The organism is Bradyrhizobium sp. 87, assembly GCF_023073015.1.
GTDB lineage: Bacteria > Pseudomonadota > Alphaproteobacteria > Rhizobiales > Xanthobacteraceae > Bradyrhizobium > Bradyrhizobium canariense_D.
In genome coordinates this window covers 476,146-502,036 of sequence record NZ_JADPIQ010000048.1, presented here as the reverse complement: position 1 = coordinate 502,036, position 25,891 = coordinate 476,146, and the positions used below count along the sequence as shown (strand labels likewise).

The window sequence follows — 25,891 nt, the reverse complement described above, 5'->3', positions numbered from 1 at the left end:
TCTTAACACTTATCACGCAGCCGCCGCACCTCGGCGGAACCACCGAGGCTGCGCGCGCATGATCGACGATCTCTGGTACAAGAACGCCATCATCTATTGCCTGTCCGTCGGCACCTATATGGACGCCAACGGCGATGGCATCGGCGATTTCAAGGGCCTGTTGCGCCGGCTCGATTATCTGCACGGCCTCGGCATCACCACGATCTGGCTGATGCCGTTCCAGACCTCGCCCGGCCGCGACGACGGCTACGATGTCGCGGATTATTACAGCGTCGATGCCCGCTACGGCACGCTCGGCGATTTCGTCGAGTTCACTCATGGCTGCAAGCAACGCGGCATTCGCGTCATCATCGATCTCGTCGTCAACCACACCTCCGACCAGCATCCCTGGTTCAAGGCGGCGCGGAGCGACAGGAATTCGCCCTACCGCGATTGGTATGTCTGGTCCGACAAGAAGCCGGCCAACGCCAATCAGGGCATGGTCTTTCCCGGCGTTCAGAAATCGACATGGACGCGCGACAAGGAAGCCGGCGCCTGGTACTTCCACCGCTTCTACGATTTCCAGCCCGACCTCAACACCTCGAACCCGCGCGTGCAGGCCGAGATTTTGAAGATCATGGGCTTCTGGATCCAACTCGGCGTCTCGGGCTTTCGGATGGATGCCGTGCCTTTCGTCATCGCGACCAAAGGCGCCAAAGTGAAAAAGCCGGCCGAACAATACGACATGCTGCGGACGTTCCGTGAATTCCTGCAATGGCGGCAGGGCGATGCCATCATCCTCGCCGAGGCCAACGTGCTGCCGAAGACGGACATGGAATATTTCGGCCGTGATGCCGACCGCATGCATATGATGTTCAATTTCCAGGTCAACCAGCATCTGTTCTATGCGCTGGCCTCGTCCGATTCCCGCCCGCTGGGGAAAGCGCTGAAGGCGACCAAGCCGCGGCCCGCCTCGGCGCAATGGGGCCTGTTCCTGCGCAATCATGACGAGCTCGATCTCGGGCGATTGACCAAGGCGCAGCGCGACACCGTGTTCAAAAGCTTCGGTCCTGACAAGGACATGCAGCTCTACGACCGCGGCATTCGCCGTCGCCTGGCACCGATGCTCGGTGGCGACCGCCGGCGGCTCGAGCTCGCCTACAGCCTGATGTGCACGCTGCCGGGAACGCCCGTGATCCGCTACGGCGACGAGATCGCGATGGGCGATGATCTTTCGCTCCCCGAGCGCAATTGCGCGCGCACGCCGATGCAATGGTCGACGGAGCCGCATGGCGGCTTCACCACCAGCGACAAGCCGGCCTTGCCCGTCATCGACGAAGGACCGTACGGCTATCCGCACGTCAACGTCGCCAAGCAGCGGCGCGATCCCAACTCGATGCTGAACTGGACCGAGCGCATCGTCCGCATGCGCAAGGAGGTGCCGGAGATCGGCTGGGGCGATTTTTCGATCATCGCGACGCGCGATCCCGCCGTGTTCATCATGCGCTATGACTGGCGCAACAATTCCGTGCTGTTCGTGCACAATCTCGACGAGAAGCCGCGCGAGATCGCGTTCTCGGCGGGGCTGCCAGGCGAGGCCGGCGCGCACCTGATCAATCTGCTCGCGGAGGACCACAGCCACGCCGACAAGCGCGGCCAGCACCGCGTCGTGCTGGAGCCCTATGGCTATCGCTGGTACCGCGTCGGCGGATTGGACTATCTGTTGAAGCGGAGCGATATCGACGGGACGGTGCGAGGGAACAAGCATCCGGGGTAGTCAGTGCGACCACGCACTCCGTTGTCGTCCTGGCGAAAGCCAGGACCCATTACCCCAATAGGTGATTGTTGTACGAAGCTATCACCACGAATCTTCGTCAAACCACTCCCTGGGGCAATGGGTCCTGGATCTGCGCTTCGCCTTGTCCAGGACGACGGTCAGGGTGGCGTGATGATCACGCCCTCGTTGCCGCGCAGATCCAGCACGCCTTCGATCCGCTCTCGCTCGCGATCCAGGAATGTCGACAGCAGAATCTCGCTGCCGAACCTGATCGCGCTGGTGGTGACCGCGATCGGCTCAGGGCCGAGATTGAGCACCACGGTCACCGCCCTGCCCTCGGCCTCGCGGCGATAGATCAGGAGATCGCCTTGCGCGGCAAGCGGATGATAGTCGCCCGCGACCAGCGGCGGACAGCCCTGCCGCAACGCGATCAGACGCTTATAGAGCGTCAGGATCGAACGTGAATCGGCCTCGAGATCGACGACGTTGTTGCGGATGTGATCCTCCGGCAGCGGCAGCCATGGCCTGACGTCCGAGAAGCCGGCGAAGTTGGAAGAATCCCACTGCATCGGTGTGCGGCAGCCGTCGCGGCCGACACCGATGCCGGGCACGTTCTTCTCGAAGGGGTCGCGCACGTCCTCGGGCGCGATCGCGAGCTGATGCATGCCGATCTCGTCGCCATAGTAGAGCGTCGGCGTGCCACGCAGCGTCAGCAGCAGCATGGCGGCGACGCGGGCCTGCTCCGGCCCGACGCGGCTTGCGACGCGTGGACGGTCATGATTGCCGAGCACCCAGTTCGGCCAGGCGCCCTTCGGCAGCGCCTTCTCGTAATCCTCGACGATTTTCTCGATCGAGCGCGCGCTCCAGAAGGTCGAGAGCAGCGCGAAGTTGAACGGCATCTGCGCGCCGGTGAGATCGTTGCCGTAATAGGCCATGAGGCGATGCAGCGGCAGATAGATCTCGCCGATCAGGACGCGGGCATCATAGGCATCCGTGACGCGGCGCATCTCGGCGATGACGTCGTGCACCTCCGGCTGGTCGGTGGAATATTGCGTCATTATCTTTTCGTTCGGCGGCCGGCCCTCGGCATAATGCGGATTGGGCGGGTTGTCGCGGAACTCGGCGTCCTTAATCAGATGCCAGATCACGTCGACGCGAAAGCCGTCGACGCCTTTCTCCAGCCAGAACCGCATCACGTCATAGATTGCCGCGCGGACATCGGGATTGCGCCAGTTGAGATCCGGCTGCTGGGCGAGGAAGGCGTGATAGTAGTATTGGCCGGTGGTCTCGTCGAACTGCCACGCGCTACCGCCGAACTCGGACAGCCAATTATTCGGCACGCCGCCACCCTCGTCCGGGTCGCGCCAGATGTACCAGTCGCGTTTGGGATTGTCGCGCGAGGAACGGCTCTCGACGAACCAGGGATGCTGGTCCGAGGTGTGGTTCGGCACGAGGTCGAGGATCAGCTTAAGGCCGTTGTCGTGCGCGGCGGCGAGAAGCGCATCGAGATCCGCCATCGTGCCGAACAGCGGCTCGATGCCCGTGTAGTCGGAGATGTCGTAGCCGAAATCGGCCATCGGCGAGGGGAAGATCGGCGACAGCCAGATCGCGTCGACGCCGAGCGATTTCACATAAGGTAGCCGCTGCAAAATGCCGGCGAGATCGCCGACACCGTCGCCGTTTGAATCCTGAAAGGAGCGCGGATAGACCTGATAGAAGATGCCGTCGCGCCACCAATCGCTGCCGCCCTGAGCCATGCGGGAAATCCATCCAAAACTGCTTGTTGCGCGGGAGAACGCGGAAGGAGCGCTCCGGTTCAAACCAGCAGGCGAATTGGGACGGCCGTGTGACGATGTCTGCGGTTGTTCCCAGGCCCCGGGGAGAAATCTTTTGCTTGGCGGCATGGCAAAAATCGGCATTGTGGCGCCATGACCGAGCAAAACGAGACACAAGCTGAGGCCAGCGCGAAGGCAGGCGCGATCATCGTCCCCGTGACGCTGTTCGAGCAGAATTGCACCATCATCTGGGACGAGCCTTCCAAGAAGGCCGTGGTGATCGATCCCGGCGGCGACGTGCCGAAGATCCTGGACGCCATCAAGCAGACCGGCGTCACCGTGGAGAAGATCTGGCTCACCCACGGCCATATCGACCATGTCGGCGGCGCGGCCGAACTGCGCGACGAGCTGAAGGTGCCGATCGAGGGCCCGCACGTCGCGGACAAATTCCTGCTCGACAACGTGGTCGAGAGCGGCGCGCGCTTCGGCATGACGGGGGTGCGCAATTTCGAGCCGGACCGCTGGCTCGACGAAGGCGACAGCGTGGCCATCGGCGATCTCCAGTTCGAGATCTATCATTGCCCCGGCCACTCGCCCGGCAGCGTGGTGTTCTTCAACAAGGACTTGCGCTTCGCCCATGTCGGCGACGTCCTGTTCGCGGGCTCGGTCGGTCGCACCGATCTGCCCGGCGGCAGTCACGCGACGCTGATCGACTCGATCAAGACCAAGCTGCTGCCGCTCGGCGACGATGTCGGCTTCATCTGCGGCCATGGCGCCGGCTCGAGCATCGGCCAGGAGCGGATGACAAATCCGTTCATCACCGGCGAGATGTGAGCGCCTATTCCGCGGCGTCTGCGAACGCCGCGGGCTGGCTCAGGTTGCGGTCACCCCATTCGCGGATCGCAGCGACGACGGGCACAAAACTCCTGCCTTATCGGCGCGACGGCCTGAGTTACTTCATCAATCCCGCGGCCGTGAGCGCGCGCGTAATGATCTGGCCGAGATCGAAGCCGCGGGCCTCCTCGCGCTTCGGCTCGGCCGGCTCTTCGGCGATCGCGGCGCGGATCGAGCGCGCCAGATGCGGCGCGGGCGAGCGGGCCGGCGTCGGCTTTGCCTCCGCCTTCTTCGCAGCGTCGGGAATCCAGCCGGTGAGGCCGAAGAATTTGGCGATGTGATAAGACGAGGAGATGCCGGCCTCGATCAGGAACGCGCCTTCCACGCCATAGCGCTGGTCGTTGTCGGCAAGGCCGAGCGGCGTGCCGTGGGCCATGTCGGTGATGGCGTAGGACTCGACGAGCGTCTCGCCGTCCTTGTTCCACCAGGCCTGGCGCGGATAGCCGTCGATGTCAGTTTCCGCCATCGGCGCCTCGGGCAGATCGTGCAGGTCGAGCCATTGCTTGACGATCTCGTTGGCATTGCCGGGATTGACGGTGCGATCGGCGCTGCCGTGCCACACCGAGATCCTCGGCCAGGGCCCGCGATGATTCGAGGCCCGCCGCACCAGATCGCCAAGTTCACGCGCCGGCCGCTCCGGGGAATGAAACATGCCGTCGAGCGCCTCGCGCAGATTGGTCGCGATGCCGTAGGGAAGTCCCGCGATCACCGCACCGGCCGCGAAGACTTCAGGGTAGGTCGCGAGCATCACCGACGTCATGCCGCCGCCGGCCGACAGGCCCGTGATGAAGATGCGCTTGGGATCGACGCGATGCGTTTCCGTCATATGCGCGATCATCTCGCGAATCGAACAGGCCTCGCCACTGTCCCGCGCCGTGTCTTCCGGATGGAACCAGTTAAAGCAGGTGTTGCTGTTGTTGATGCGCTGCTGCTCGGGCATCAACAGCGCGAAGCCGTAGTGCTCGGCGAGCGTCGACCATCCGGCACCGAGGTCGTAGCTTGCCGCCGTCTGGCCGCAGCCGTGCAGCACGACGACGAGCGCGCGCGGCTTCTGCAGTTGCGGCGGCACGAACGCGAACAGGCGCAGATTGCCGGGATTGTCGCCGAAGCCCGTGACCTCTTGCAACGGACTGGACGCATCGGCGCTCCGGCCAAACTCGGCGAAGCGCAATCCGTCCAGCTTTGGCAGACGTCTCAAGAGATCGACATTTCTGGTTAACGACACGGCAGCTCCTAGCAGGCGACGTTCAACGTCCACCCAAACCAAATAGTTGCTGCAGCGCAAAATAAAAAGACCGTGTGCTGTCGATGAGGTGCTAAATCTCAGGAAAGCCTGCAGAAATCAGCACGCATTAACCGCAATGCCTCAACTTCATGCAGATACCCGGCGCATCCACGCCAGGAATGCGGCGCAGATCATGATTAATGTTGCGAACAGTGCGAGCGAGACGAGAAATCCTGCGCGCGCTGATTGCACCGCTTCGACGGCGAAAAACATGGCGCCGATTGCGGCCACTCCGGCCGCATTTCCGACTTGCGCCGTGGTGCCGTACATGCCGGAGGCAGAACCGGCGGCCACAGGCTTCACCGTCGAGAGCACCGCGCCGGAGAGCGGCGCCATCACCAGCCCCTGACCGTAGCCGAACACGATCATGGTGAGCGCGAGCAGGAGCGCGGACGGCGCGTCGACAGAGAACGCGACCAGCGCAAGGGCCGCGAGGCCCGCGATCTGAAGCGCGCAGCCTTCGATCAAGACCCTGGTGCCGCGATGGCGCGCCCGTGCGCCACTATGGCGCGAGGCCACGACGAAAGCGAGCGCGAGCGGAATGAAGGCCATGCCGGCCGCGAGCGGCGGGATTTCAGCCCTCGCTGCATGAACAGCGTCATGACCAGATAGAACGAGAGATTGGCGGAGAAGAAAAAGAACGCCGCGCCAAGGCCGCGCAGGAAAGCGGCGTCCGCCAGCAGCGAGAGATCAATCAGCGGCATGCCGCCGGCGCGTGTCACCGCATGCTCCAGCTTCGGGAACCCCAGGAGGATCGCGGCGCCGACCGCCATCACCAGCCACAGCCACGGTGCCCAGCCGACATCGTGACCCAGCAGCAGCGGACCGATCATGCACAGCAATCCGGCGAACAGGACGATGCTGCCCGTGATGTCAAGCCGTGTGCCGGCGCGATGCGGTGCCGAGGGCATGATGCGCCAGGCCGCCACCGCGATCACGAGACCGCACGGCACATTGACGAAGAACACCGAGCGCCAGCCGGTGCCGGCGAGATCGATCGTGACCAGGAGACCACCGAGCAGAAAGCCCGCGGCACCCGCGAGTCCCAGCACGATGCCGTAGATGGCGAAGGCGCGGTTGCGCTGTTCGTCGGTGAACAGGAGATGCAGCGTCGCCAGCACCTGCGGCACCATCAGCGCGGCGGAGGCACCCTGCGTCAATCGCGCGACGATCAACTCCGAACCGGATCGCGCCAGTCCGCACCACAGCGACGTCAGGGTGAAGCCGAGCAGACCTGCCAGGAACACGTTCCTGGTGCCGTGAATGTCGCCAAGCCGGCCGCCGGTGACGACCAGCGTGGCATAGGCGATCAGGTAGATCGCGATGACGGATTCGATCTGAGCCGGCGACGCCTTCAACTCGACCGCGATGGTGGGAATGGCGACGTTGACCACGAAGGCATCGACGCCGAACATGAACTGGGCGGCCACGACGATCGCCAGCACCCACCAGCGACGCGACGTGTCGACCTGCTTTGTGACGGTTTGATGCATCGGCGCGTGATCCTCGGATGTCCTTGCCGATCATCTCAGACCGCATGCGGCGCCGCGATTACCTCGAAGGTAGGATCCTCGCGCGTTCCGCCTCTCTCAGCGTGCCGGGAGAGGAAGACGACATACGCATGGCTGCATTCCGCCGCGCGGGACATCGCACGATTGCGTTCGCTGTCTCCAGCACGTAGCTTCGCGCCACAAACAAAAAAATGTAAGCCGGAGAGAACGCCATGGCGCGCCTGAAGTTCGGAGCCTTCCTTGCCCCGCATCATCCGATCGGGGAGCATCCGATGCTCCAGTTCCGGCGCGATCTCGACCTGGTCGAGCAGTTGGATAGCCTCGGTTATGACGAGTTTTGGTGCGGCGAGCATCATTCCTCCGGCTGGGAGATGATCGCCTCCCCCGAGATGTTCCTGGCGGCCGCCGGCGAGCGCACCAAGCGGATCAGGCTCGGCACCGGCGTGGTGTCGCTGCCTTACCATCATCCCTACAACGTCGCGCAGCGCATGGTGCAGCTCGACCACATGACCGGCGGCCGCGCCATCTTCGGCTCGGGTCCCGGCGCGCTCGCCTCCGACGCGCATACGCTCGGCATCGATCCGATGACGCAGCGCGACCGCCAGGACGAAGCGATCGGCGTGATCCGCCGCCTCTTCAGCGGCGAGCGCGTCACGGCGAAGAGCGACTGGTTCACCATGAACGACGCCGCGCTGCAGCTCCTGCCGTTGCAGGAGGAAATGCCCTTCGTCGTGGCCTCGCAGATCTCGCCCTCCGGCATGACGCTCGCCGGAAAATACGGAATCGGCATCATTTCGCTGGGTTCGATGACGACTCAGGGGCTGATGTCGCTGCAGCAGCAATGGCAGTTCGCCGAGGACGCGGCGAAAAAGCACGGCACCAAAGTCGATCGCGCGAACTGGCGCGTGCTGCTGACCTGGCACATCGCCGAGACCCGCGAGCAGGCGCGCCGCGAGGCCGGCCCCGGCCTAATGCGCTGGCACAATGAATATAATGTCGGCACGCTGCAACGGCCCGGGCTCACCGCGTTCGCCTCACCCGACGAGGCCGTGGACAAGACCGCTTTCGTCGACGGCGCGGCCTCCGTCATCGGCACGCCCGACGACCTCGTCAAGATGATCAAGAACGTGATGCAGGTCTCCGGCGGAATCGGCGCCGTCATCGGCTTCGTGCACGACTGGGCCAATCCGGAGAACACGCGCCGGAGCTGGGACATGGTCGCGCGCTACGTGGTGCCCGAGATCAACGGCTACATCGACGGCTTGCGCAAGTCGCAAAAATTTGTGATCGAGAACCGCGCGATCTTCGAGCGCGCGGGACAGGCCGTGATGGCCAAGATCATGGAAAACGAAAAGGCCGCCGAGGCGCTGAAGGTGACCGGCGCCGGCCGCGTTGCGATTCCGGCCGTCAATGCGCCGGATTTGCAGAAGGAAGCGGCGAAGCGGTAAGCGCGGAGTCATCGCAGCTGGATTGTGTTATGTTGGCCGGGTCTAGCCAACCGGAGCAATCGTCATGTCGATGCAGAATGTGGCCGCCCCTGCGCACGGCTTCACTCCGCCCAAGCGCAACGAGCTGACCCACATCCCCGGCGACGAAGGCTGGCCGATCATCGGCAAGACCTTCCAGGTGCTCGCGGACCCCAAAGGGCATATCGAGGCGAACGGCGCCAAATACGGCCTCGTCTATCGCACGCATTTCTTCGGCGAGACCAATATCGTGCTGCTCGGCCCCGAGGCCAACGAGCTCGTGCTGTTCGACCAGCAAAAGCTGTTCTCCTCGACCCATGGCTGGAACAAGGTGCTCGGCCTGTTGTTTCCGCGGGGATTGATGCTGTTGGATTTCGAGGAGCACCGGCTGCACCGCAAGGCGCTGTCGGTCGCATTCAAGTCCGGCCCGATGAAGTCGTATCTGAGCGATCTCGACCGCGGCATCGCCGCCCGCGTCGCGCAGTGGAAGGCCAAGCCCGGCGAGATGCAGCTTTATCCGGCGATGAAGCAGCTCACGCTCGATCTCGCCGCCGCGTCCTTTATCGGCGCCGATATCGGGCCGGAGGTCGACGAGATCAACCGGGCCTTCGTCGACATGGTCGCCGCTGCCGTCGCCCCGATCCGCCGACCGCTGCCCGGCACGCAGATGGCGGCCGGCGTCAGGGGACGCAAGCGCATCGTGGCTTATTTCCGCGAGCAGATTCCGCTGCGACGCGGCAATCTCGGCGGTGATGATCTGTTCTCGCAGCTCTGCCGCGCAACCCACGAGGACGGCGCGCTGCTCTCGGAACAGGACATCATCGACCACATGAGCTTCCTGATGATGGCGGCGCACGACACGCTGACCTCGTCGCTGACGTCGTTCATTGGCGAACTCGCGGCAAATCCCGGCTGGCAGGACAAGCTTCGCGCGGAAGTCATGGCGCTGGGGCTCGCCCCTGACGCGCCAAGCAGCTTCGACGATCTCGAAAAGATGCCGCTGTCGGAGATGGCGTTCAAGGAAGCGCTGCGGATCAAGCCGCCGGTGCCCTCGATGCCGCGCCGAGCCGTGCGCGATTTCAGCTTCAAGGGTTTTTCGATTCCGGCCGGCACTGCGATCGGCGTCAATCCGCTCTACACCCACCACATGAAGGACATCTGGCCGGAGCCGGATCGCTTCGATCCGCTGCGCTTCACCGAAGAGGCCCAGCGCAACCGCCACCGCTTCGCCTGGGTGCCGTTCGGCGGCGGCGCGCATATGTGCCTCGGCCTGCACTTCGCCTACATGCAGGCCAAATGCTTCGCGCGGCACTTCCTGCAGAACATCGAGGTGTCGCTGGAGCCCGGCTACAAGCCCGACTGGCAGATGTGGCCGATCCCGAAGCCGCGCGACGGATTGCGGGTGCGGGTGAAGGCGGTTTGAGCATCGCAGTCGTCATTGCGAGCGAAGCGAAGCAATCCAGACTGCGTCCGCGGAAGCGGCCTGGACTGCTTCGTCGCTTCGCTCCTCGCAATGACGAAACTATCCGCCCCCCTGATCGAACGCCTTGCGCAGGGCCACGTAGCCCTGCTGCTGCTGGCTCCAGTTGCGGCCGCCGGTCATCGCGCCGTCGATGACGAGGTCATGGCCGTTGATGAAGCTGGATTCGTCGCTGGCCAGGAACACCGCAGCATGGGCGATGTCATCGGGAAGGCCGGCGCGCGGGATCGGCTGCGCGGTCTTGTAGACCTCGCGCATCACCGCCGGCGTCTTCTCCGCCGCGTCGGTCGAAAGCCCGAGCGCCTTGCCGAAAATGCCGGTCGCGATGGCGCCGGGCGAGATCGAGTTGACGCGGACGTTGGATTCGCCGAGCTCCATCGCCACGCATTTGGTGAGATGGATCACCGCCGCTTTGGCTGCACCATAGACCATCGATGACGAGAAGCCGGCAAGACGGCCGGCGATGCTGCCATTGTTGATGATGCTGCCAGATCCCTGCTTCTTCATGTGCGGCGCGGCGTGCTTCATGCCGAGCATGACGCTGCGCAGCAGGGTCGCCATCGCCGCGTCAAAGCGCTCGACCTCGAGGCCTTCGATGCCGCCGGTCTGCGCCGGACCGCCGGCATTGTTGAACAGGCAGTCGATGCGGCCGAATTTGTCCACCGCGAGCGCGATCACCGCCTGCATCTGCGCTTCGACCGTCACATCCGTCTGGCGGAAGACGCAATTCGCCCCGAGCTGCTTCGCCAGCGCCTCGCCTTCCGGTATGCGCCGGCCCGCGATCACAATTTTGGCACCTTCGGCAACGAAGACTTCTGCAGTCCGCAACCCGATCCCGCTCGTCGCGCCCGTGATCACCGCGACCTTGCCATCCAGCCTGCCCATGGAATGTCCCTGTTTTCGAACCCCTTGACGCCAAATGGCGGACACCGATCGACGACGGCGCCGCGACGGTCGGCGCCGCGGCAGGCACTATTCCTGCCGGCTTCCGACAAGGCAAGCTTTGCTTGGGGCCGGCGACATGCGTAACATTCCTGGCGATCGCTCGATTGTCGAACGCATATCGCGACCGGACTGCGCATGGGGAAGCTGATCGACGAATTCCGCAAGGGCTGGCAGGGCGTGGCACCGCCGTCGCTCGGCCTGAGCCTTGCGTTTGCGGTCGCCTGCCTGCTGGTTGCGACGCTGGCGCGCTGGGCCCTCGCCCATGTGCGGCCCGACGTCTATTTCACGCCGTATTTCCCGGCCGTGTTCTTTGCAGCCGCGTTCGGCGGCTTCCGCATCGGCATCATCACGGCGCTGGTGGGCGGCGTGCTCGGCGTCGTCGTGAATTTCGGCGATGCCTTTGCCGATAACGCGCGATTCGCCCTGCTGGCGCTGTATTGGGCGGTCTGCGCGCTCACCATCTGGGGCGTCGAGCACTATCGCTCGCTCCTCGTCGAGCAGCGGCGGATTTCCAGACGCCTGATCGAGGAAGAAGACTACCGCAAGCTGCTGGTCGACGAGCTCCAGCACCGGCTGAAGAACAAGCTGTCGACGGTGCATGCCGTGCTGCATCAGGTGCTGCACGATCAGCCGCAAATCTGGGCCCGGATCGATCCGCGGCTGCGGTCGCTTGCCGCGACCGACGATTTGATCTCACGGATCGACAAGGCCGGCTGCGACATTCGCGACCTCCTGATCTCCGAGCTCGGCCCTTACGGCCATGTCCGCTTCACGCTCAACGGCGACCGGCTGTTCCTGCCGCCGAAACTTGCGGTCACGCTGTCCCTGATGTTTCACGAACTCGCCACCAACGCGGGGAAATATGGCGCGTTCTCCGCGCCGCGCGGGTTGTTGCAGGTGTCATGGACCGTCAGCGACGATCGCCTGACCGTGACCTGGGATGAAACCGAGGGTCCGAGCGTCGACAAGATCTCCGAGCCGGGTTTCGGCACCAAGCTGTTGAAGTCGGCGCTGTCGGCCTTCGACGGCAAGACTGAGGTTTCCTATCTCAGGACCGGACTTCATTGCACCATGCAATGCCGTATCCCCAAGGACGGTTAGACGCGGCGCCAACGAAACCCGTTCGCGCGCGTCGTTCGCGGTTTCACCGGACGCGTTGACGCCCTGTTAATGACGATAGGCTGCGCGCGTCGCATCGCCGCAAAACACCACCGTAATTCTCCGGGCCCCTTAACCAAACTTAAGAGGGAACCGCGCAAGATCGCGGCCATTGCAAAGGCGCGCTGAAACAACAAGATTCATGACTTCTATGAACGACAACAAATATTCCGGCGCGAGCGAAGCCGAACTCGGATTTCTCAAGGAAATCGTTAGAATGCTGCCTGCCGGCCTGACCGTGCAGGACGCGCAAGGCGAACTTCTCCTGGTCAACGATGTCGCGGCTGCCCAGCTCGGCATGGACGGCAGCCGCCCCTCGCGCGATCTAGCGTCGCGCCTCGAAGCCTGCCGGCAGGCCCTGAGCTCCGGCCAGGCGGTCGTCGCCGAGGAAGCGCTCCACGACGGAGCCGCACGCCAGGTGCTGCTGACCACCCATCGTCCGGTCCGCCTCGACGGACGCGAGCTGCTGATCTCGGCCTCCTCTGACATCACCGAGCAGAAGAATTTCGAAGACCAGCTGTTCCGCTCGGCCTATTTCGACGATCTGACCGGCCTGCCCTCGCGGCGCGTGATCGAGCATCGCGCCACCAGCCTGCTCGCGCAGGGTCGCACGGGCGATCGCTTTGCGCTCGCCTTTCTCGACGTCGACAATTTCAAGCACATCAACGACTATTACGGGCACGCCGTGGGCGACGCCCTGCTGGTCGAACTGTCGAAGCGGCTTGGACGCGGCTTGCGCGACTCGGACATGCTGTCGCGCATCTCCGGCGACGAATTCCTGCTGCTGCTATCGCCGATCCAGAACCAGGAGGAAGTCGCCGAATTCATGCAGTCGACGCTGGAGCGGCTGACCGCGCCGTTCTTCATCGACAATTCGGAAGTGTTCGCCTCAACCTCCGTCGGCATCAGCCTCTACCCCGATCACGGAAGCAGCTTCGAGACACTGCGCCAGAACGCCGACATCGCGATGTACCGCATCAAGAATGACGGCAAGGGATCGGCGGCCTTCTTCGATTCCAGCATGGAACGCGAGGCGCTGGCGCGGATGAAGATCGAGCAGTCGCTGCGGCAGGCCATCCTGGAGAAGCGCTTCTGCTGCGCCTTCCAGTCCAAGGTCGACATCCGCACGCAGGACGTGAAGGGCATCGAGGCCCTGGTGCGGCTGCGCGACGACGAGGGCGTGATCCAGGCGCCCGGCTCGTTCATCAATCTTGCCACCGAACTCGGGCTGATCGACGAGCTGACCCATCTCGTGCTCGCCGAGATCGTCAAGTCGATCGACCTGATCAACGAGACGTTCGGTGCGGAAGCGACCATCAGCATCAACGTCGCGGCCAAGCAGGCCGGCAACCCGGAATTCATGCGCAGCTTTGCCCAGGCGCTCGACGACACCGGCTTTCCGCAGCGCTTCATGATCGAGGTGACGGAAGACGCCTTCGTCGCCAAGAATCATTTCCAGGCCGAGATCCTGCCGATGTTCCGCAAGCTCGGCGTCGCCATCTCGATCGACGATTTCGGCACCGGCTATTCCTCGCTCTCGGCGCTGGCCGACATCACCGCGGACGAGATCAAGATCGACCGCTCCTTCATCACCGATATCCATAAGCGTCCACGCAACCAGGGCATCCTGCGCGCGATCGAATCCCTGAGCGAAGCGCTCGGCATGACCGTGATTGCCGAAGGCATCGAATCCTACGAGGAGCTCGCCTACCTCCAGGCTGCGACCAAGATCCGTTACGCGCAGGGCTATTACTTCTCCCGGCCGATCTTCCTGGAGGAGCTGAAGCTCGCAACGCCCATTTCCAGCGAAGCACGCGCCAGCGTCACAAACCGCTCGACGCAGCAGAACCGGCAGGGCTATTCCCGCGCGAACGGATACCGGCGGTAACCCCGGGCCTGAGTCGTTACTTTGCAAAGCCTGAGCAACCCGTTCCACGGGTGAGGTCAACAATTGCATCTGCCGATTTCTTCGGCAGAAGCGATCCGGCTCGGCCGGGCCGGACAATATCACACATGCCCGTCGCGTGGTCCGCCGGAAGGTGGAATTGCAATGTCCGCACGGTTGTGCAAATCGCTATGGCCAAAGAACTCATCAGGAGGGACCATCGTGCGCCGATCGCTCATCTTAACAACAACCATCCTCGCCCTCGCCGCGGGCACCTCCGCACAGGCCGACGATCTCAAGATCGCGCTGATCTATGGCAAGACCGGCCCGCTCGAGGCCTATGCCAAGCAGACCGAGACCGGCCTGCAGATGGGGTTCGAATACGCCACCAAGGGCACCATGACGCTCGACGGGCGCAAGATCGTCGTCATCACCAAGGACGACCAGGGCAAGCCGGATCTCTCCAAGGCCGCGCTCGCGGAAGCCTATCAGGACGACAAGGTTGACATCGCGATCGGCACGACCTCGTCGGCCGCGGCACTCGCGATCCTGCCTGTCGCCGAGGAAAACAAGAAGATCCTGATCGTCGAGCCCGCGGTCGCGGATCAGATTACCGGCGAGAAGTGGAATCGCTACATCTTCCGCACCGCGCGCAACTCGTCGCAGGACGCGATCTCGAACGCGGTCGCGATCGGCAAGCAGGGCGTCACCGTCGCGACGCTGGCGCAGGACTACGCCTTCGGCCGCGACGGCGTCGCCGCCTTCAAGGAGGCGCTCGGCAAGACCGGGGCGACGCTCGCCGCCGAAGAATATGCCCCGACCTCGACCACCGACTTCACCGCGGTCGGCCAGCGCCTGTTCGACGCGCTGAAGGACAAGCCGGGCCGCAAGGTGATCTGGGTGATCTGGGCCGGCGCCGGCAATCCGCTGGCGAAACTCCAGGACATGGATCCGAAGCGCTACGGCATCGAACTGTCCACCGGCGGCAACATCCTGCCGGCGCTCGCCGCCTACAAGGGCCTGCCCGGCATGGAAGGCGCGACCTATTATTTCTACGCGATCCCGAAGAACCCGGTGAATGACTGGCTTGTCGCCGAGCACCAGAAGCGCTTCAACGCGCCGCCGGACTTCTTCACCGCGGGCGGATTCGCCGCGGCGATGTCCGTCGTCGCCGCCGTCACCAAGGCGAAGTCGACCGACACCGAGAAGCTGATCACGGTCATGGAAGGCCTGGAGTTCGATACGCCCAAGGGCAAGATGATGTTCCGCAAGGAAGACCATCAGGCGCTGCAGAGCATGTATCACTTCAAGGTCAAGGTCGATCCGAATGTCGCCTGGGCCGTGCTCGAGCCGGTGCGCGAGCTGAAGATCGAGGACATGGACGTTCCGGTCAAGAACAAGCGCTGATCTTTCTTCCTTCACCTCTCCCGCTTGCGGGAGAGGCCGGGAGAAGGCTCTGTCCTCTTGGGGTTCTCGCCTGAGGAGACACCCTCTCCCACCCTCTCCCGCAAGCGGGAGAGGGAGCGCAGCCTGATCGCGGACAAATTCTCCTCTCATCATTTGCCAGATCCGCCATGACGCTGACCCTCGAAACCCGCGACCTCACCATCCGCTTCGGCGGCCATGTCGCGGTCAACAGCGTCACTTGCAGCTTCCGCCCGGGCGAACTCACCGCGATCGTCGGCCCGAACGGCGCCGGCAAGACCACTTATTTCAACCTGATCTCCGGCCAGCTCCGCGCATCGAGCGGCAGCATTCTGTTCGACGGCACCGACATCACCCAGCATTCCGCGCCGATGCGGACGCGCGCAGGCCTGGGGCGCGCCTTCCAGCTCACCAACCTCTTTCCGAATCTGTCGGTGGAGGAAAACGTCCGCCTCGCGGTGCAGGCCGCCAACGGCACTCACTACGACATGTTGCGGCCCTGGATGGTCCGCCGCGATCTGATCGCCCGCGCCGATGCTATCCTGGATCAGGTCGCGCTCGGCGGCCGCCGTGGCGTCGCCGCGACCGCACTGTCGCATGGCGATCAGCGCAAGCTCGAGGTCGCGCTGATGATGGCGCTCGAGCCAAAGGTGTTCATGTTCGACGAGCCGACCGCGGGCATGAGCATCGACGAGGTGCCGGTCGTGCTGAACCTGATCGCGCAGCTCAAGCAGGACAAAAGCAGGATCATTCTCCTGGTCGAGCACAAGATGGACGTGGTGCGATCGCTCGCCGACCGCATCATCGTGTTGCATAACGGGCAGCTTGTTGCGGACGGCAGGCCTGCCGAGGTGATTGCGTCACCGATCGTGCAGGAAGCCTATCTCGGCGTCGCGCCCAATAAAGTTGCAGGGAGCGCAGCATGACCGATCTGTTGAGGCTCTCCGGTGTTCACACTCATATCGGCCGCTATCACATCCTCCAGGGCATCGATCTCGCTGTCGCGCAGGGGCAGACCACGATGCTGCTCGGCCGCAACGGCGCCGGCAAGACCACGACGTTGCGCACCATCATGGGCCTCTGGCAGGCCTCCTCCGGCGAGATCAGCCTCGCCGGCGAGCGCATCGAGAGCCGTGCGACGCCCGACATCGCGCGGCTCGGCGTCGGCTACGTGCCGGAGAGCATGGCGGTGTTCTCCGACCTCACGGTGAAGGAAAATCTGGTGCTGGCGGCGCGCGACGGACCACTCGACGACGCCCAGCTGGACTGGATTTTTGGCTTCTTCCCCGCGCTGCGCCGGTTCTGGCTGTCGCGCGCGGGAAGTCTCTCGGGCGGACAGAAGCAGATGCTGTCGATTGCCCGCGCCATCATCGAACCCCGCAAGCTCCTGCTGATCGACGAGCCGACCAAGGGGTTGGCGCCGGCGATCGTGATGGCGCTGATCGAGTGCCTGAAGGAGATCAAGCGCAAGGGCGCCACGATCCTGATGGTCGAGCAGAATTTCTTTGCCGCCCGCGAGCTCGGCGACAACGTGCTGGTGATGGACAACGGCACCATCGTTCATCGCGGCGAGATGGCGGCCTTGGCCTCAGACGTGCCGCTGCAGGAGCGGCTGCTCGGCCTGAGCCTGGAGACGCATCAATGACCGAGCTCGCCGCAACCGATCCGCTGCCGAAGCCGAAGCGCGACATCGCGCCGATCCTGCTGCCGATCGCGGTCGCCCTGGTGATGATCCCGCTGATCGGCTCGCCCAGCACCTGGCTGACGCTGACGGCCGCGAGCCTCGCGATGGGCATGATGATCTTCATCATGGCCTCCGGCCTGACGCTCGTGTTCGGCCTGATGGACGTGCTCAATTTCGGCCATGGCGCCTTCATCGCGGTCGGGGCCTATGTCGCGACCCTGGTGCTGGCGCCGTTCGCCGCTTCCCTCCAGGCGGATTCGCTGTGGACTAACCTCGCGGTGCTGGCGCCGGCGGCACTGCTGTCGATGGCGGTATCCGGCGCGCTCGGGCTGGTTGTCGAGCGGGTGCTGATCCTGCCCGTCTACGGTCAGCATCTGAAGCAGATCCTGATGACGACGGGCGGCCTGATCGTCGCCGAGCAGACGCTCTATGCGGTGTGGGGGCCGCAGATCATCCCGACGCCGCTGCCGACGTCGCTGCGCGGCTCCTTCATCCTCGGCGACGTCGCGATCGCGAAATACCGCGTGCTGGCGACGCTGATCGGCCTCGCCGTCTTCATCGCGATCCAGCTCGTGCTCAACCGAACCAAGCTTGGCCTTCTGATCCGCGCCGGCGTCGAGAACCGCGAGATGGTCGAGGCGCTCGGCTATCGCATTCGCCGTCTGTTCCTCGGCGTGTTCATGACGGGATCGGCGCTCGCCGGCCTCGGCGGCGTGATGTGGGCGCTGTATCGCGAGCAAGTCCACGCCTCCATGAGCGACGACCTCACCGTCCTGATCTTCATCGTCGTCATCATCGGCGGCCTCGGCTCGATCGGCGGCTGCTTCATCGGCGCGATCCTGGTGGCGATGATTGCCAATTACGGCGGCTTCCTGGTGCCTAAGCTCGCCCTCGTCTCCAATATCCTGCTGATGGTCGCCATTCTGATGTGGCGGCCGCGCGGCCTCTATGCGGTGACCAGCCGATGATGATCCTGTCAGGCGATCCGCCGCGCAGCCGCGTGCTCACGCTCGTTCTCGTCCTCATCATCCTGGCGCTGGTGGCGACGCCGTTCCTGTCTCCCGGGGCGAAGGCGCTGAACGTCGCGGCCAAGATCTGCGTCTTCGCCGCGCTGGTCGCCTCCTACGACCTCCTGCTCGGCTATACCGGCTCGGTGTCATTCGCACACACCATGTTCTACGGGATCGGCAGCTACGCGATCGCGATCGCGCTGTACGGGATGGGCCCGAATTGGGGCGCGGTCGCAACCGGCATCGTGGTCGGCCTGCCGCTTGCCGCGCTGCTTGCGCTTGCGATCGGACTGTTCTCGCTGCGGGTTGCCGCGATCTTCTTTGCCATGATCACGCTCGCGGTCGCATCCGCCTTCCAGGTGCTGGCCTCGCAGCTGTCCTGGCTGACCGGCGGCGAAGACGGGCGCAGCTTTCAGCTGCCCGAGCTGCTCAGGCCCGGCACGGTGCTGATCTCGAAGAACGTGCTGGGATTCGAGGTCAACGGCCGCCTCCTGACTTACTATCTGGTGTTCGCCGTCTCGGCCCTGATGATCCTCGCTTTGCTGCGGGTGGTGAACTCGCCGTTCGGGCGCGTGCTGCAGGCGATCCGCGAAAACCGCTTCCGCGCCGAGGCGCTCGGCTTCCGCACCGTTTTCCACCTGAGCTACGCCAACTGCATCGCCGCACTGGTCGCCGCCGGCGCCGGCATTCTCAATGCACTGTGGCTGCGCTATGCCGGTCCCGATACCTCGCTCAGCTTCTCGATCATGCTGGACATCCTGCTGATGGTCGTGATCGGCGGCATGGGCACGATCTACGGCGCGATCATCGGCGCCACCATCTTCATCCTCGCCCAGAACTATCTGCAGGCGCTGATGGGCGTCGCCTCCAAGGCGGCCTCGGAAGCCGGCCTGCCACTGCTGCCGGGGCTGTTGCATCCAGACCGCTGGCTGCTGTGGCTCGGGCTGCTTTTCATCGCCAGCGTCTACTTCTTTCCGACCGGCGTGGTCGGACGGCTGCGCAATCTCGGCGGCGACAAGAGCGCGAGCGGATCGCATTAACGCGTGATTCATGATGCAGCGCGGCGGCTCGCTCGGCGCAACCGTATTCGTGCAACGAGATTAACCCCCAGGTAACTGGCTTTCCTAAGCTTTACGCCATTTGTGCGGTGTATTCCTGTCCTTCCAGGGGGAGGGAATGCGCCAGGTCTTTGCAGAGATTGCGTCACGAATGTTCCTAGCCGCGAAGCACGGCTGGGAGGCAGCCATCCGGCGCGGACCGGTGCTGTGGCTTACTTTGTGCGGCGTGTTGCTGGTCGCCGGGATCTTCGCGGTGACCGCCATGGCCGTCGGCGAATTTCGCGAACGTACCCTGACCAACCGCGAGCGCGAGCTGGAAAACACGGTGCAGCTGATCGCGCGGCACTTCGATCAACAATTCGAAGATGCGGACGTCGTCGCCGCCGATGTGATCGGGCAGATGAATCTGCCGGAGATCAGTTCCGCCACGGCTTTCCGCGAGCGCATGTCCGGACCCGCGACGAACCAGATGCTGCGGAGCAAGATCAGCTCGGTGTCTTATCTCGGCGACATCGCGATCTACGATGCCGACGGCGAGCTGATCAACTGGTCGCGAGCCCAGCCGCTGCCCAAGATCAACATCTCCTCGCGCGCCTACTTCCAGACCTTCAAATCCGATCCGATGGCCGAACCGGTGATTCTGGAGTCGGTCCGCAGTTTCATCATCGGCAAATGGACCACGATTGTCGCACGTCGGCTGAGCGGCGTGGACGGCAGCTTCCTCGGCACGATGGTCCGCCGGATCGATCCGGACAGCTACCAGAACTATTTCGCATCCGTTGCGCTTGCGGAGGGCACGGCGATCTCGCTGTTCGACCGCAATGGCAAGATGCTGTCGCGCTACCCGCATGTCGAAGAGCTGATCGGCAGGGACTTCAAGGACGCGCCGCTGATGCGCAAGATGCTGGCCGAAGGTGGCCGGCACACCCTGCGCGTCAGGGGCCCGATCGACGGCGACGAGCGCCTCGGCTCCGGCGCCTCGCTTTCGCATTTCCCGCTGGTCATCGTCGCGACCAACACCACGAGCGCGGCGCTGGCCGACTGGCGGCAGCAGACCGGTTTCATGGTCACCACCGCCGCGCTTTCGGCGACCGTGATTGCGCTGATCCTGTTCCTGATCGTTCGCCAGATCAGCCGTCAGAATCGGGAGGCGCAGCAGCGGCTGGAAGCGGAGCGAGGGCGGCTCGACACCGCCTTGAACAACATGTCGCAAGGGTTGATCCTGTACGATGCAGCCGGATACATCGTCACCTGCAACCGCCGCTACGCCGACATGTTCGGCCTCTCCCACGACGTCATCAAGCCCGGCTGTCACATCCGCGAGGCGATGTATCATCGCAAGGAGCGCGGCGCGTTCGAAGGCGATGTCGAGGCATTTTGCGCCGACGTCATGAGGATCGTCGCGGAGGGCACGGTCTCCACCAGAAGCCATCACTTGCCGAGCGGCCGCGCTTTCCAGGTCATCAACACCCCACTCGCGCAGGGCGGATGGGTGGCCACGATCGAAGACATCACCGAACGCCGCAATCTGGAGCAGGAACGCGACCGCAACTACATGTTCCTGCGCGAGATCATCGACCACATCCCATCGCAGATCACGGTGAAGGATGCTCAAACGCGGCAATATCTGCTGGTCAACCGGACCGCGGAAGAGCAATTCGGCCAATCGAGTGAAAACATCGTTGGCAAGACTCCCTTCGACATTTACCCGGATGCCTCCGCCAGAGTCGTCACCGACGACGACAGCAAGGCGCTGCAGATGACCGAGGGATTGTTCAAAGACGAACATGCCTGGCAGAGCCAGGCCAAGGGAATGCGCTACATCACCTCGACCCGGATCGGGATCCGCGACAATTCCGGCGAGCCGCGTTACCTCATCAACGTGGTCGAGGACGTCACCGAACGACGGCGCGCCGACGAGAAGATCGCGCATATGGCGCATTACGATGCGCTCACCGACCTGCCCAACCGGACGCTATTCCGCGAGCAGATCGAGCGCGAACTTGAGAAGGTCGGCGGCGGCAGTCAGTTCGCGCTGCTCTATATCGACGTCGACGAGTTCAAGGGCATCAACGATTCGCTCGGCCATCACGTCGGCGACGAGCTGTTGAAGGGAATCGCCGCCCGCATCCGCGGCTGCCTCGGACAGGACGACCTGATCGCGCGGCTCGGCGGCGACGAATTCGCGGTGATCCAGACCGGCATCAAGTCGTCCGCCGACGTGGTGTCATTCGTGACGCGGATCTTCGAGGCGATCCGCCGGCCCTATCACTGCTTCGGCCATCAGCTCTCCACCGACGCCAGCATCGGCATCGCGATGGCGCCGCAGGACGGCACCGATCTCGACCAGCTCATCAAGAATGCCGATCTCGCGATGTACGGCGCCAAGGCCGGAGGACGCCGCGCTCACCGCTTCTTCGAGCCGGAGATGGATGCGAGCGCCAAGGCGCGCCTGAGCCTGGAGCAGGATCTGCGGCAGGCCCTGGTGAACGGCGGTTTCGAGATCCACTATCAGCCGCTGGTCGACTTGCGCACCAATGAGGTCACAGGCTGCGAGGCGCTGCTGCGCTGGCGGCATCCCGAGCGCGGCATGGTGTCGCCGGCGGAGTTCATTCCGATTGCCGAGGACACCGGCCTGATCAACGAGCTCGGCGACTGGGTGCTGCGCATGGCCTGCAACGAGGCCGCGACCTGGCCGGCGCATGTGCGTGTCGCGGTCAACGTCTCGCCGGTGCAGCTCAAATGCGACACGCTGGCACTGCGGATCGCCGGCGCGCTCGTCGCTTCCGGACTTGCCCCCTCCCGGCTCGAGCTCGAGATCACCGAGGCCGTGCTGATCCGCGACGACGAGGCGGCGCTCTCGATCCTGCACCAGCTCCGCGCCATCGGCGTGCGCATCGCGCTCGACGATTTCGGCACCGGCTACTCCTCGCTCAGCTATCTGAAGCGCTTTCCGTTCGACAAGATCAAGATCGACCGCTGTTTCGTCGCTGATATCGCCGAGACGAGCGGCGCGCCCGTGATCGTGCAGGCGGTGGTGAACATCGCCGCCGCCAGCGACATGACCACGGTCGCGGAGGGCGTCGAGACCGAGGCGCAGCGCGAGATGCTGCGTGCGCTCGGCTGCACGGAGATGCAGGGTTATCTCTTCAGCAGACCGAAGCCGGCCAGCGAAGTGCGAAAGCTGTTCGGCTCGAGCCATGCCTTGCCGGTGGCGGCGGTGGCCTGAGATGGCGAAGCCGGGGAAAACGCCAGCCAAGACGGTCGACGTTGCGGATTCCTATGCCGTGCGGCTGATGCAGCATCTGGTGGTGCCGACCTTCGTGATCGACCCCAAGCGCCGCGTCGTGATCTGGAACAGGGCCTGCGAGCGGCTGACCGGTGTCGCCGCCTCCGAGGTGATCGGCACCAATAAGCACTGGCAGGCCTTCTACGAGACCAGGCGCCCTTGCCTCGCTGACCTCGTCGCGCTCGACCGCCCGGAACAGCTGCCGGCGTTCTATTCGGAATATGCCGCGCGCGGTCATAACGGGCTCGGCTTCAGCGCCGAAAACTGGTGCGTGATGCCGAAGCTCGGCAGCCAGCTCTATCTCGCCATCGACGCCGGCCCCATTCACGACGAGGCCGGCCATCTGATCGCGGTGGTGGAGACTTTGCGCGACCTTGCCGACCAGAAGCGCGCCGAGATGGCCCTGAAGGAGCTTGCCACCAAGGACGGGCTGACCGGCCTGTCGAACCGCCGCGCGTTCGACCAGATGCTGATGAGTGAATGGGCCCGCGCCCAGCGGACGCAGAAGCCCATGGCGCTGCTGTTCGTCGATGTCGATCATTTCAAGCTGTTCAACGACCGCCACGGCCACCAGAGCGGCGACGAATGCCTGCGCGCGGTCGCGTCCGTCGTCAGCCGGTATGCCGTGCGCCCGCTCGATCTCGCCAGCCGTTATGGCGGCGAGGAATTCGCGCTGATCCTGCCGGACATGGGTTGCGATGCCGCCTGCGCCATCGCCGACGAAATCCGCTGCGCGGTGATGGCCTTGCGGGTCACCCACGGCGCCATCGGTGCCGGCGAGCACGTCACCCTGAGTGTCGGCGTCGCCAGCCACATTCCGGACGAAACCGACGACAGCCCCCAACGGCTGCTGGGCGCGGCCGACCAGGCGCTCTATGCGGCCAAACGGCTCGGCCGCAACCGCGTCATGTGCTCCGAACGGCTGCTCGCCGAGTTCGCCAAGCTCGGGCGGGACGGCGTGCCGGTTCCTGACCGCGCGACTCGTAAATCAGCCTAGCCCAAATCAGCCTGGACGAAGCCGGCGGAAGCGGTTGCCCACCCTCCGCCAATCGGCTAAATGAACCTCGACTAGCACCCGTAGCTCAGCTGGATAGAGCGTTGCCCTCCGAAGGCAAAGGTCACACGTTCGAATCGTGTCGGGTGCGCCAGTCTCCTCCAGTGCGCGCTGGAGGCACCCTCACCCGATTTGCGTTGTTACCCCGCCCGCTCAGGTCATCGCCTGCTCGGCGCAAGCCCACCTCAATTCAGCATCGAGATGATCGCCTGAACCTGGTCGGAAGCCGACGTGACCAGTCCGTCGTAGGACGTCTGACCGTGTGCGGCCGCCTTCAGGATGCATTCGGCGACCGCCGCCTTCAGGCCGAACACCGACTGATCGGGCGGCACGCTGGCCATCACGGCCTCCAGCGCCTGACGCATCGTTCGAATGAGTTCGGAGCTGTATTGCATGGGCTGTCCTCCGCAGCCTCATATTAGAGCGCGTGGCCATGCTGGCCACTCACAAGCCTGAGATTGTTTTTTGATGAAGTGGGACATCCCGGAGCGGCGGCCAGCCTGTCTCGAGCGCTGAACCACACCCACCTCGCGCTTCTCATCGCTCGATTGTATCATCTTGCCATGAGCGAATCCGACACGGCGACCGGCGAAGCTTCGCCCGTCCGCAAGATCATCCATATCGACATGGATGCCTTCTACGCGTCCGTGGAACAACGCGATCATCCGGAGCTGCGCGGAAAGCCGGTCGCCGTCGGAGGCTCCGCGGAACGTGGCGTCGTCGCGGCCGCCAGTTATGAGGCCCGCGAGTTCGGCGTTCGCTCTGCCATGCCATCCGTGACGGCGAAGCGACAATGTCCCGATCTGATCTTCGTCAAGCCGCGCTTCGAGGTCTACAAGGCGATCTCTAGGCAGATCCGCGACATCTTCGCGGAGCATACCCCCATCATCGAGCCGTTGTCGCTCGACGAGGCCTATCTCGACGTGACGGAAAACCTGCAGGGCATCCCGCTGGCGCGTGATGTTGCGCTCAGGATCCGCGAGAGGATCAAGGCCGAGACGGGCCTCAACGCTTCGGCCGGCATCTCCTACAACAAGTTCCTGGCCAAGCTCGCCTCCGATCATCGCAAGCCCAACGGTCAGTTCGTGATTTCACCGGAGATGGGACCCGCCTTCGTCGAGACCCTGCCGGTCGGAAAGTTCCATGGGATAGGCCCGGCCACGGGTGCGAAGATGAACGCGCTCGGCATGTTCACCGGTCTCGATATTCGTCGTCAGACGCTGGAGTTCATGAATGCGAATTTCGGCAAGTCGGGCGCCTATTACTACTGGATTTCGCGCGGTGTCGACGAACGGCCGGTCCGGGCCAACCGGGTCCGCAAGTCCATCGGCGCGGAGACCACGTTCTCAAGCGATCTCACCGAATTCGACGCGCTGGTCGCCGAGCTCAAGCCGCTCGTCGACAAGGTGTGGCGCCATTGCGAGGCGACGGGCAGCCGTGGCCGCACCGTCACCTTGAAGATCAAGTTTGCCGACTTCGAGATCATCACGCGCAGCAGGTCCGCTCTTTCGCCGGTTGCAGGCCGGGACGATCTTGAGCGGCTGGCTTGCGGCCTGCTCGAAGTCGAGATTCCGCTGCCCAAGAGCGTCAGGCTGCTGGGGGTCTCGCTGTCTTCCCTCCAGGCCGGGGACGATGCGGAGCCGCCGCAGCTGACTCTCGGCATCTGAACCAAACCGACGGGCTTTCGGCGGACGCAGAGAGCCACGTCGAGCGCGCTCGCAACGCGAATCTACGGTGGCGGGTTTTCAGACTCGCCGCCGAAGGACGATCCGCTGGGCCCGATCAATGCCTCACGTGCTCGAACACGACGATCACGCCCGTCGGTTCGGGCTCGTGTGCCATCAGGCGGGTCAGCTCGGAATCGCCCCAATCGGCGAGGCTGACGACTTCGCCGCTCTGACGCTCGGTGCCGGGCGGCGCCGTGGGCTCGACGACCTTCAGCCCCGTCTCATCGACGAAGAAAGTGTGCTCGCCGAACATGCTGTTGAGCTGCGGCATCGCGGGATGCTCGTCGGGCAGCACTTGAGCGCCGAGCTGGTTGACGGTCTGCTTCACCTGTTCGGATGTGAGCTTCATGAGCTGCTCCGTTTCTGTCACGTCGGTTTCACTGAGCTGAGCCAGAGCGGGCGTTCCCTGCGCTGATGTTCGCCTGGCCCAATCTTCCGAACAGGTGCTACGCACAAATGTTCCGGAGAAATGCATTTCGTGATCGCGCG

19 protein-coding genes, 1 tRNA gene and 1 pseudogene are annotated in these 25,891 nt (G+C 64.1%); 15 read left to right on the top strand and 6 right to left on the bottom strand.

Going from position 1 to position 25,891, the window contains the following annotated elements; all coding sequences use genetic code 11:
- Positions 1-58 precede the first annotated feature (58 nt).
- The gene (locus IVB50_RS11955) at positions 59-1,756 is read left to right on the top strand and encodes an alpha-amylase family protein (RefSeq protein ID WP_018455875.1); all 1,698 of its coding nucleotides are present in this window, start codon (positions 59-61) and stop codon (positions 1,754-1,756) included.
- A gap of 158 nt (positions 1,757-1,914) precedes the next feature.
- On the opposite strand, the gene IVB50_RS11950 is transcribed toward IVB50_RS11955, so the two are convergent.
- Entirely contained in the window at positions 1,915-3,513 is a 1,599-nt protein-coding gene (locus IVB50_RS11950; RefSeq protein WP_018455874.1) for an alpha-amylase family glycosyl hydrolase, read from the bottom strand.
- A 171-nt stretch (positions 3,514-3,684) separates the two neighbouring features.
- Here IVB50_RS11950 and IVB50_RS11945 point away from each other — a divergent pair, with 171 nt between their 5' ends.
- The gene (locus tag IVB50_RS11945) at positions 3,685-4,365 is read left to right on the top strand and encodes an MBL fold metallo-hydrolase (protein WP_018455873.1); all 681 of its coding nucleotides are present in this window, start codon (positions 3,685-3,687) and stop codon (positions 4,363-4,365) included.
- Positions 4,366-4,483: 118 nt separating this feature from the next.
- Here IVB50_RS11945 and IVB50_RS11940 read toward each other — a convergent pair whose 3' ends face one another.
- Positions 4,484-5,650 carry a PHB depolymerase family esterase gene (locus IVB50_RS11940; RefSeq protein ID WP_026233043.1) on the bottom strand — a complete coding sequence of 389 codons (1,167 nt, stop codon included), beginning with the start codon at positions 5,648-5,650 and terminating at the stop codon, positions 4,484-4,486.
- A gap of 147 nt (positions 5,651-5,797) precedes the next feature.
- A pseudogene (locus IVB50_RS11935) lies at positions 5,798-7,203 on the bottom strand (MFS transporter).
- Between the two features lie 230 nt (positions 7,204-7,433).
- On the opposite strand from IVB50_RS11935, the gene IVB50_RS11930 reads away from it, so the two are divergent.
- The gene (locus IVB50_RS11930; RefSeq protein ID WP_018455870.1) at positions 7,434-8,669 is read left to right on the top strand and encodes an LLM class flavin-dependent oxidoreductase; all 1,236 of its coding nucleotides are present in this window, start codon (positions 7,434-7,436) and stop codon (positions 8,667-8,669) included.
- 64 nt (positions 8,670-8,733) lie between these two features.
- Positions 8,734-10,110 carry a cytochrome P450 gene (locus tag IVB50_RS11925; protein WP_018455869.1) on the top strand — a complete coding sequence of 459 codons (1,377 nt, stop codon included), beginning with the start codon at positions 8,734-8,736 and terminating at the stop codon, positions 10,108-10,110.
- 99 nt (positions 10,111-10,209) lie between these two features.
- On the opposite strand, the gene IVB50_RS11920 is transcribed toward IVB50_RS11925, so the two are convergent.
- Positions 10,210-11,052: a glucose 1-dehydrogenase gene (locus IVB50_RS11920; RefSeq protein ID WP_018455868.1), complete on the bottom strand. Its 843-nt coding sequence runs from the start codon at positions 11,050-11,052 to the stop codon at positions 10,210-10,212.
- Positions 11,053-11,247: 195 nt separating this feature from the next.
- Between IVB50_RS11920 and IVB50_RS11915 the strand changes: the two genes are divergently transcribed.
- The 10 genes from IVB50_RS11915 to IVB50_RS11870 all read left to right on the top strand — a co-directional run bounded on the left by IVB50_RS11915 (position 11,248) and on the right by IVB50_RS11870 (position 23,769).
- The gene (locus tag IVB50_RS11915) at positions 11,248-12,213 is read left to right on the top strand and encodes a sensor histidine kinase (protein ID WP_085349750.1); all 966 of its coding nucleotides are present in this window, start codon (positions 11,248-11,250) and stop codon (positions 12,211-12,213) included.
- Positions 12,214-12,421: 208 nt separating this feature from the next.
- Positions 12,422-14,158, top strand: coding sequence for an EAL domain-containing protein (locus IVB50_RS11910; RefSeq protein WP_018455866.1), 1,737 nt, complete (start codon positions 12,422-12,424; stop codon positions 14,156-14,158).
- Positions 14,159-14,377: 219 nt separating this feature from the next.
- Positions 14,378-15,562, top strand: a complete 1,185-nt coding sequence (locus IVB50_RS11905; RefSeq protein ID WP_018455865.1) for a substrate-binding domain-containing protein — start codon at positions 14,378-14,380, stop codon at positions 15,560-15,562.
- A 167-nt stretch (positions 15,563-15,729) separates the two neighbouring features.
- Complete coding sequence (locus IVB50_RS11900; RefSeq protein WP_018455864.1) at positions 15,730-16,506, top strand: ABC transporter ATP-binding protein; 777 nt, start codon at positions 15,730-15,732, stop codon at positions 16,504-16,506.
- A complete protein-coding gene (locus IVB50_RS11895; RefSeq protein ID WP_018455863.1) occupies positions 16,503-17,225 on the top strand; it encodes an ABC transporter ATP-binding protein in 723 nt (240 codons plus the stop codon). The genes IVB50_RS11900 and IVB50_RS11895 overlap by 4 nt, the downstream gene beginning before the upstream one ends.
- Positions 17,222-18,232 (top strand): branched-chain amino acid ABC transporter permease, encoded by a 1,011-nt coding sequence (locus IVB50_RS11890; protein WP_247295907.1) that lies wholly within the window; start codon positions 17,222-17,224, stop codon positions 18,230-18,232. Before IVB50_RS11895 ends, IVB50_RS11890 begins: the two co-directional genes overlap by 4 nt.
- Positions 18,229-19,314 (top strand): branched-chain amino acid ABC transporter permease, encoded by a 1,086-nt coding sequence (locus tag IVB50_RS11885; RefSeq protein ID WP_026233042.1) that lies wholly within the window; start codon positions 18,229-18,231, stop codon positions 19,312-19,314. The genes IVB50_RS11890 and IVB50_RS11885 overlap by 4 nt, the downstream gene beginning before the upstream one ends.
- A 136-nt stretch (positions 19,315-19,450) precedes the next feature.
- Positions 19,451-22,561, top strand: a complete 3,111-nt coding sequence (locus IVB50_RS11880; RefSeq protein WP_247295905.1) for an EAL domain-containing protein — start codon at positions 19,451-19,453, stop codon at positions 22,559-22,561.
- 1 nt (position 22,562) lies between these two features.
- Entirely contained in the window at positions 22,563-23,618 is a 1,056-nt protein-coding gene (locus tag IVB50_RS11875) for a diguanylate cyclase (protein WP_018455859.1), read from the top strand.
- Positions 23,619-23,692: 74 nt separating this feature from the next.
- Positions 23,693-23,769 (top strand) — tRNA-Arg (locus IVB50_RS11870).
- A gap of 91 nt (positions 23,770-23,860) precedes the next feature.
- On the opposite strand, the gene IVB50_RS11865 is transcribed toward IVB50_RS11870, so the two are convergent.
- Positions 23,861-24,070: a hypothetical protein gene (locus IVB50_RS11865; RefSeq protein WP_007598219.1), complete on the bottom strand. Its 210-nt coding sequence runs from the start codon at positions 24,068-24,070 to the stop codon at positions 23,861-23,863.
- A 168-nt stretch (positions 24,071-24,238) separates the two neighbouring features.
- On the opposite strand from IVB50_RS11865, the gene dinB reads away from it, so the two are divergent.
- Positions 24,239-25,342, top strand: coding sequence for a DNA polymerase IV (gene dinB, locus IVB50_RS11860; RefSeq protein WP_018455858.1), 1,104 nt, complete (start codon positions 24,239-24,241; stop codon positions 25,340-25,342).
- 115 nt (positions 25,343-25,457) lie between these two features.
- Here dinB and IVB50_RS11855 read toward each other — a convergent pair whose 3' ends face one another.
- Complete coding sequence (locus IVB50_RS11855) at positions 25,458-25,751, bottom strand: hypothetical protein (protein WP_007598221.1); 294 nt, start codon at positions 25,749-25,751, stop codon at positions 25,458-25,460.
- Between the last annotated feature and the right edge of the window lie 140 nt (positions 25,752-25,891).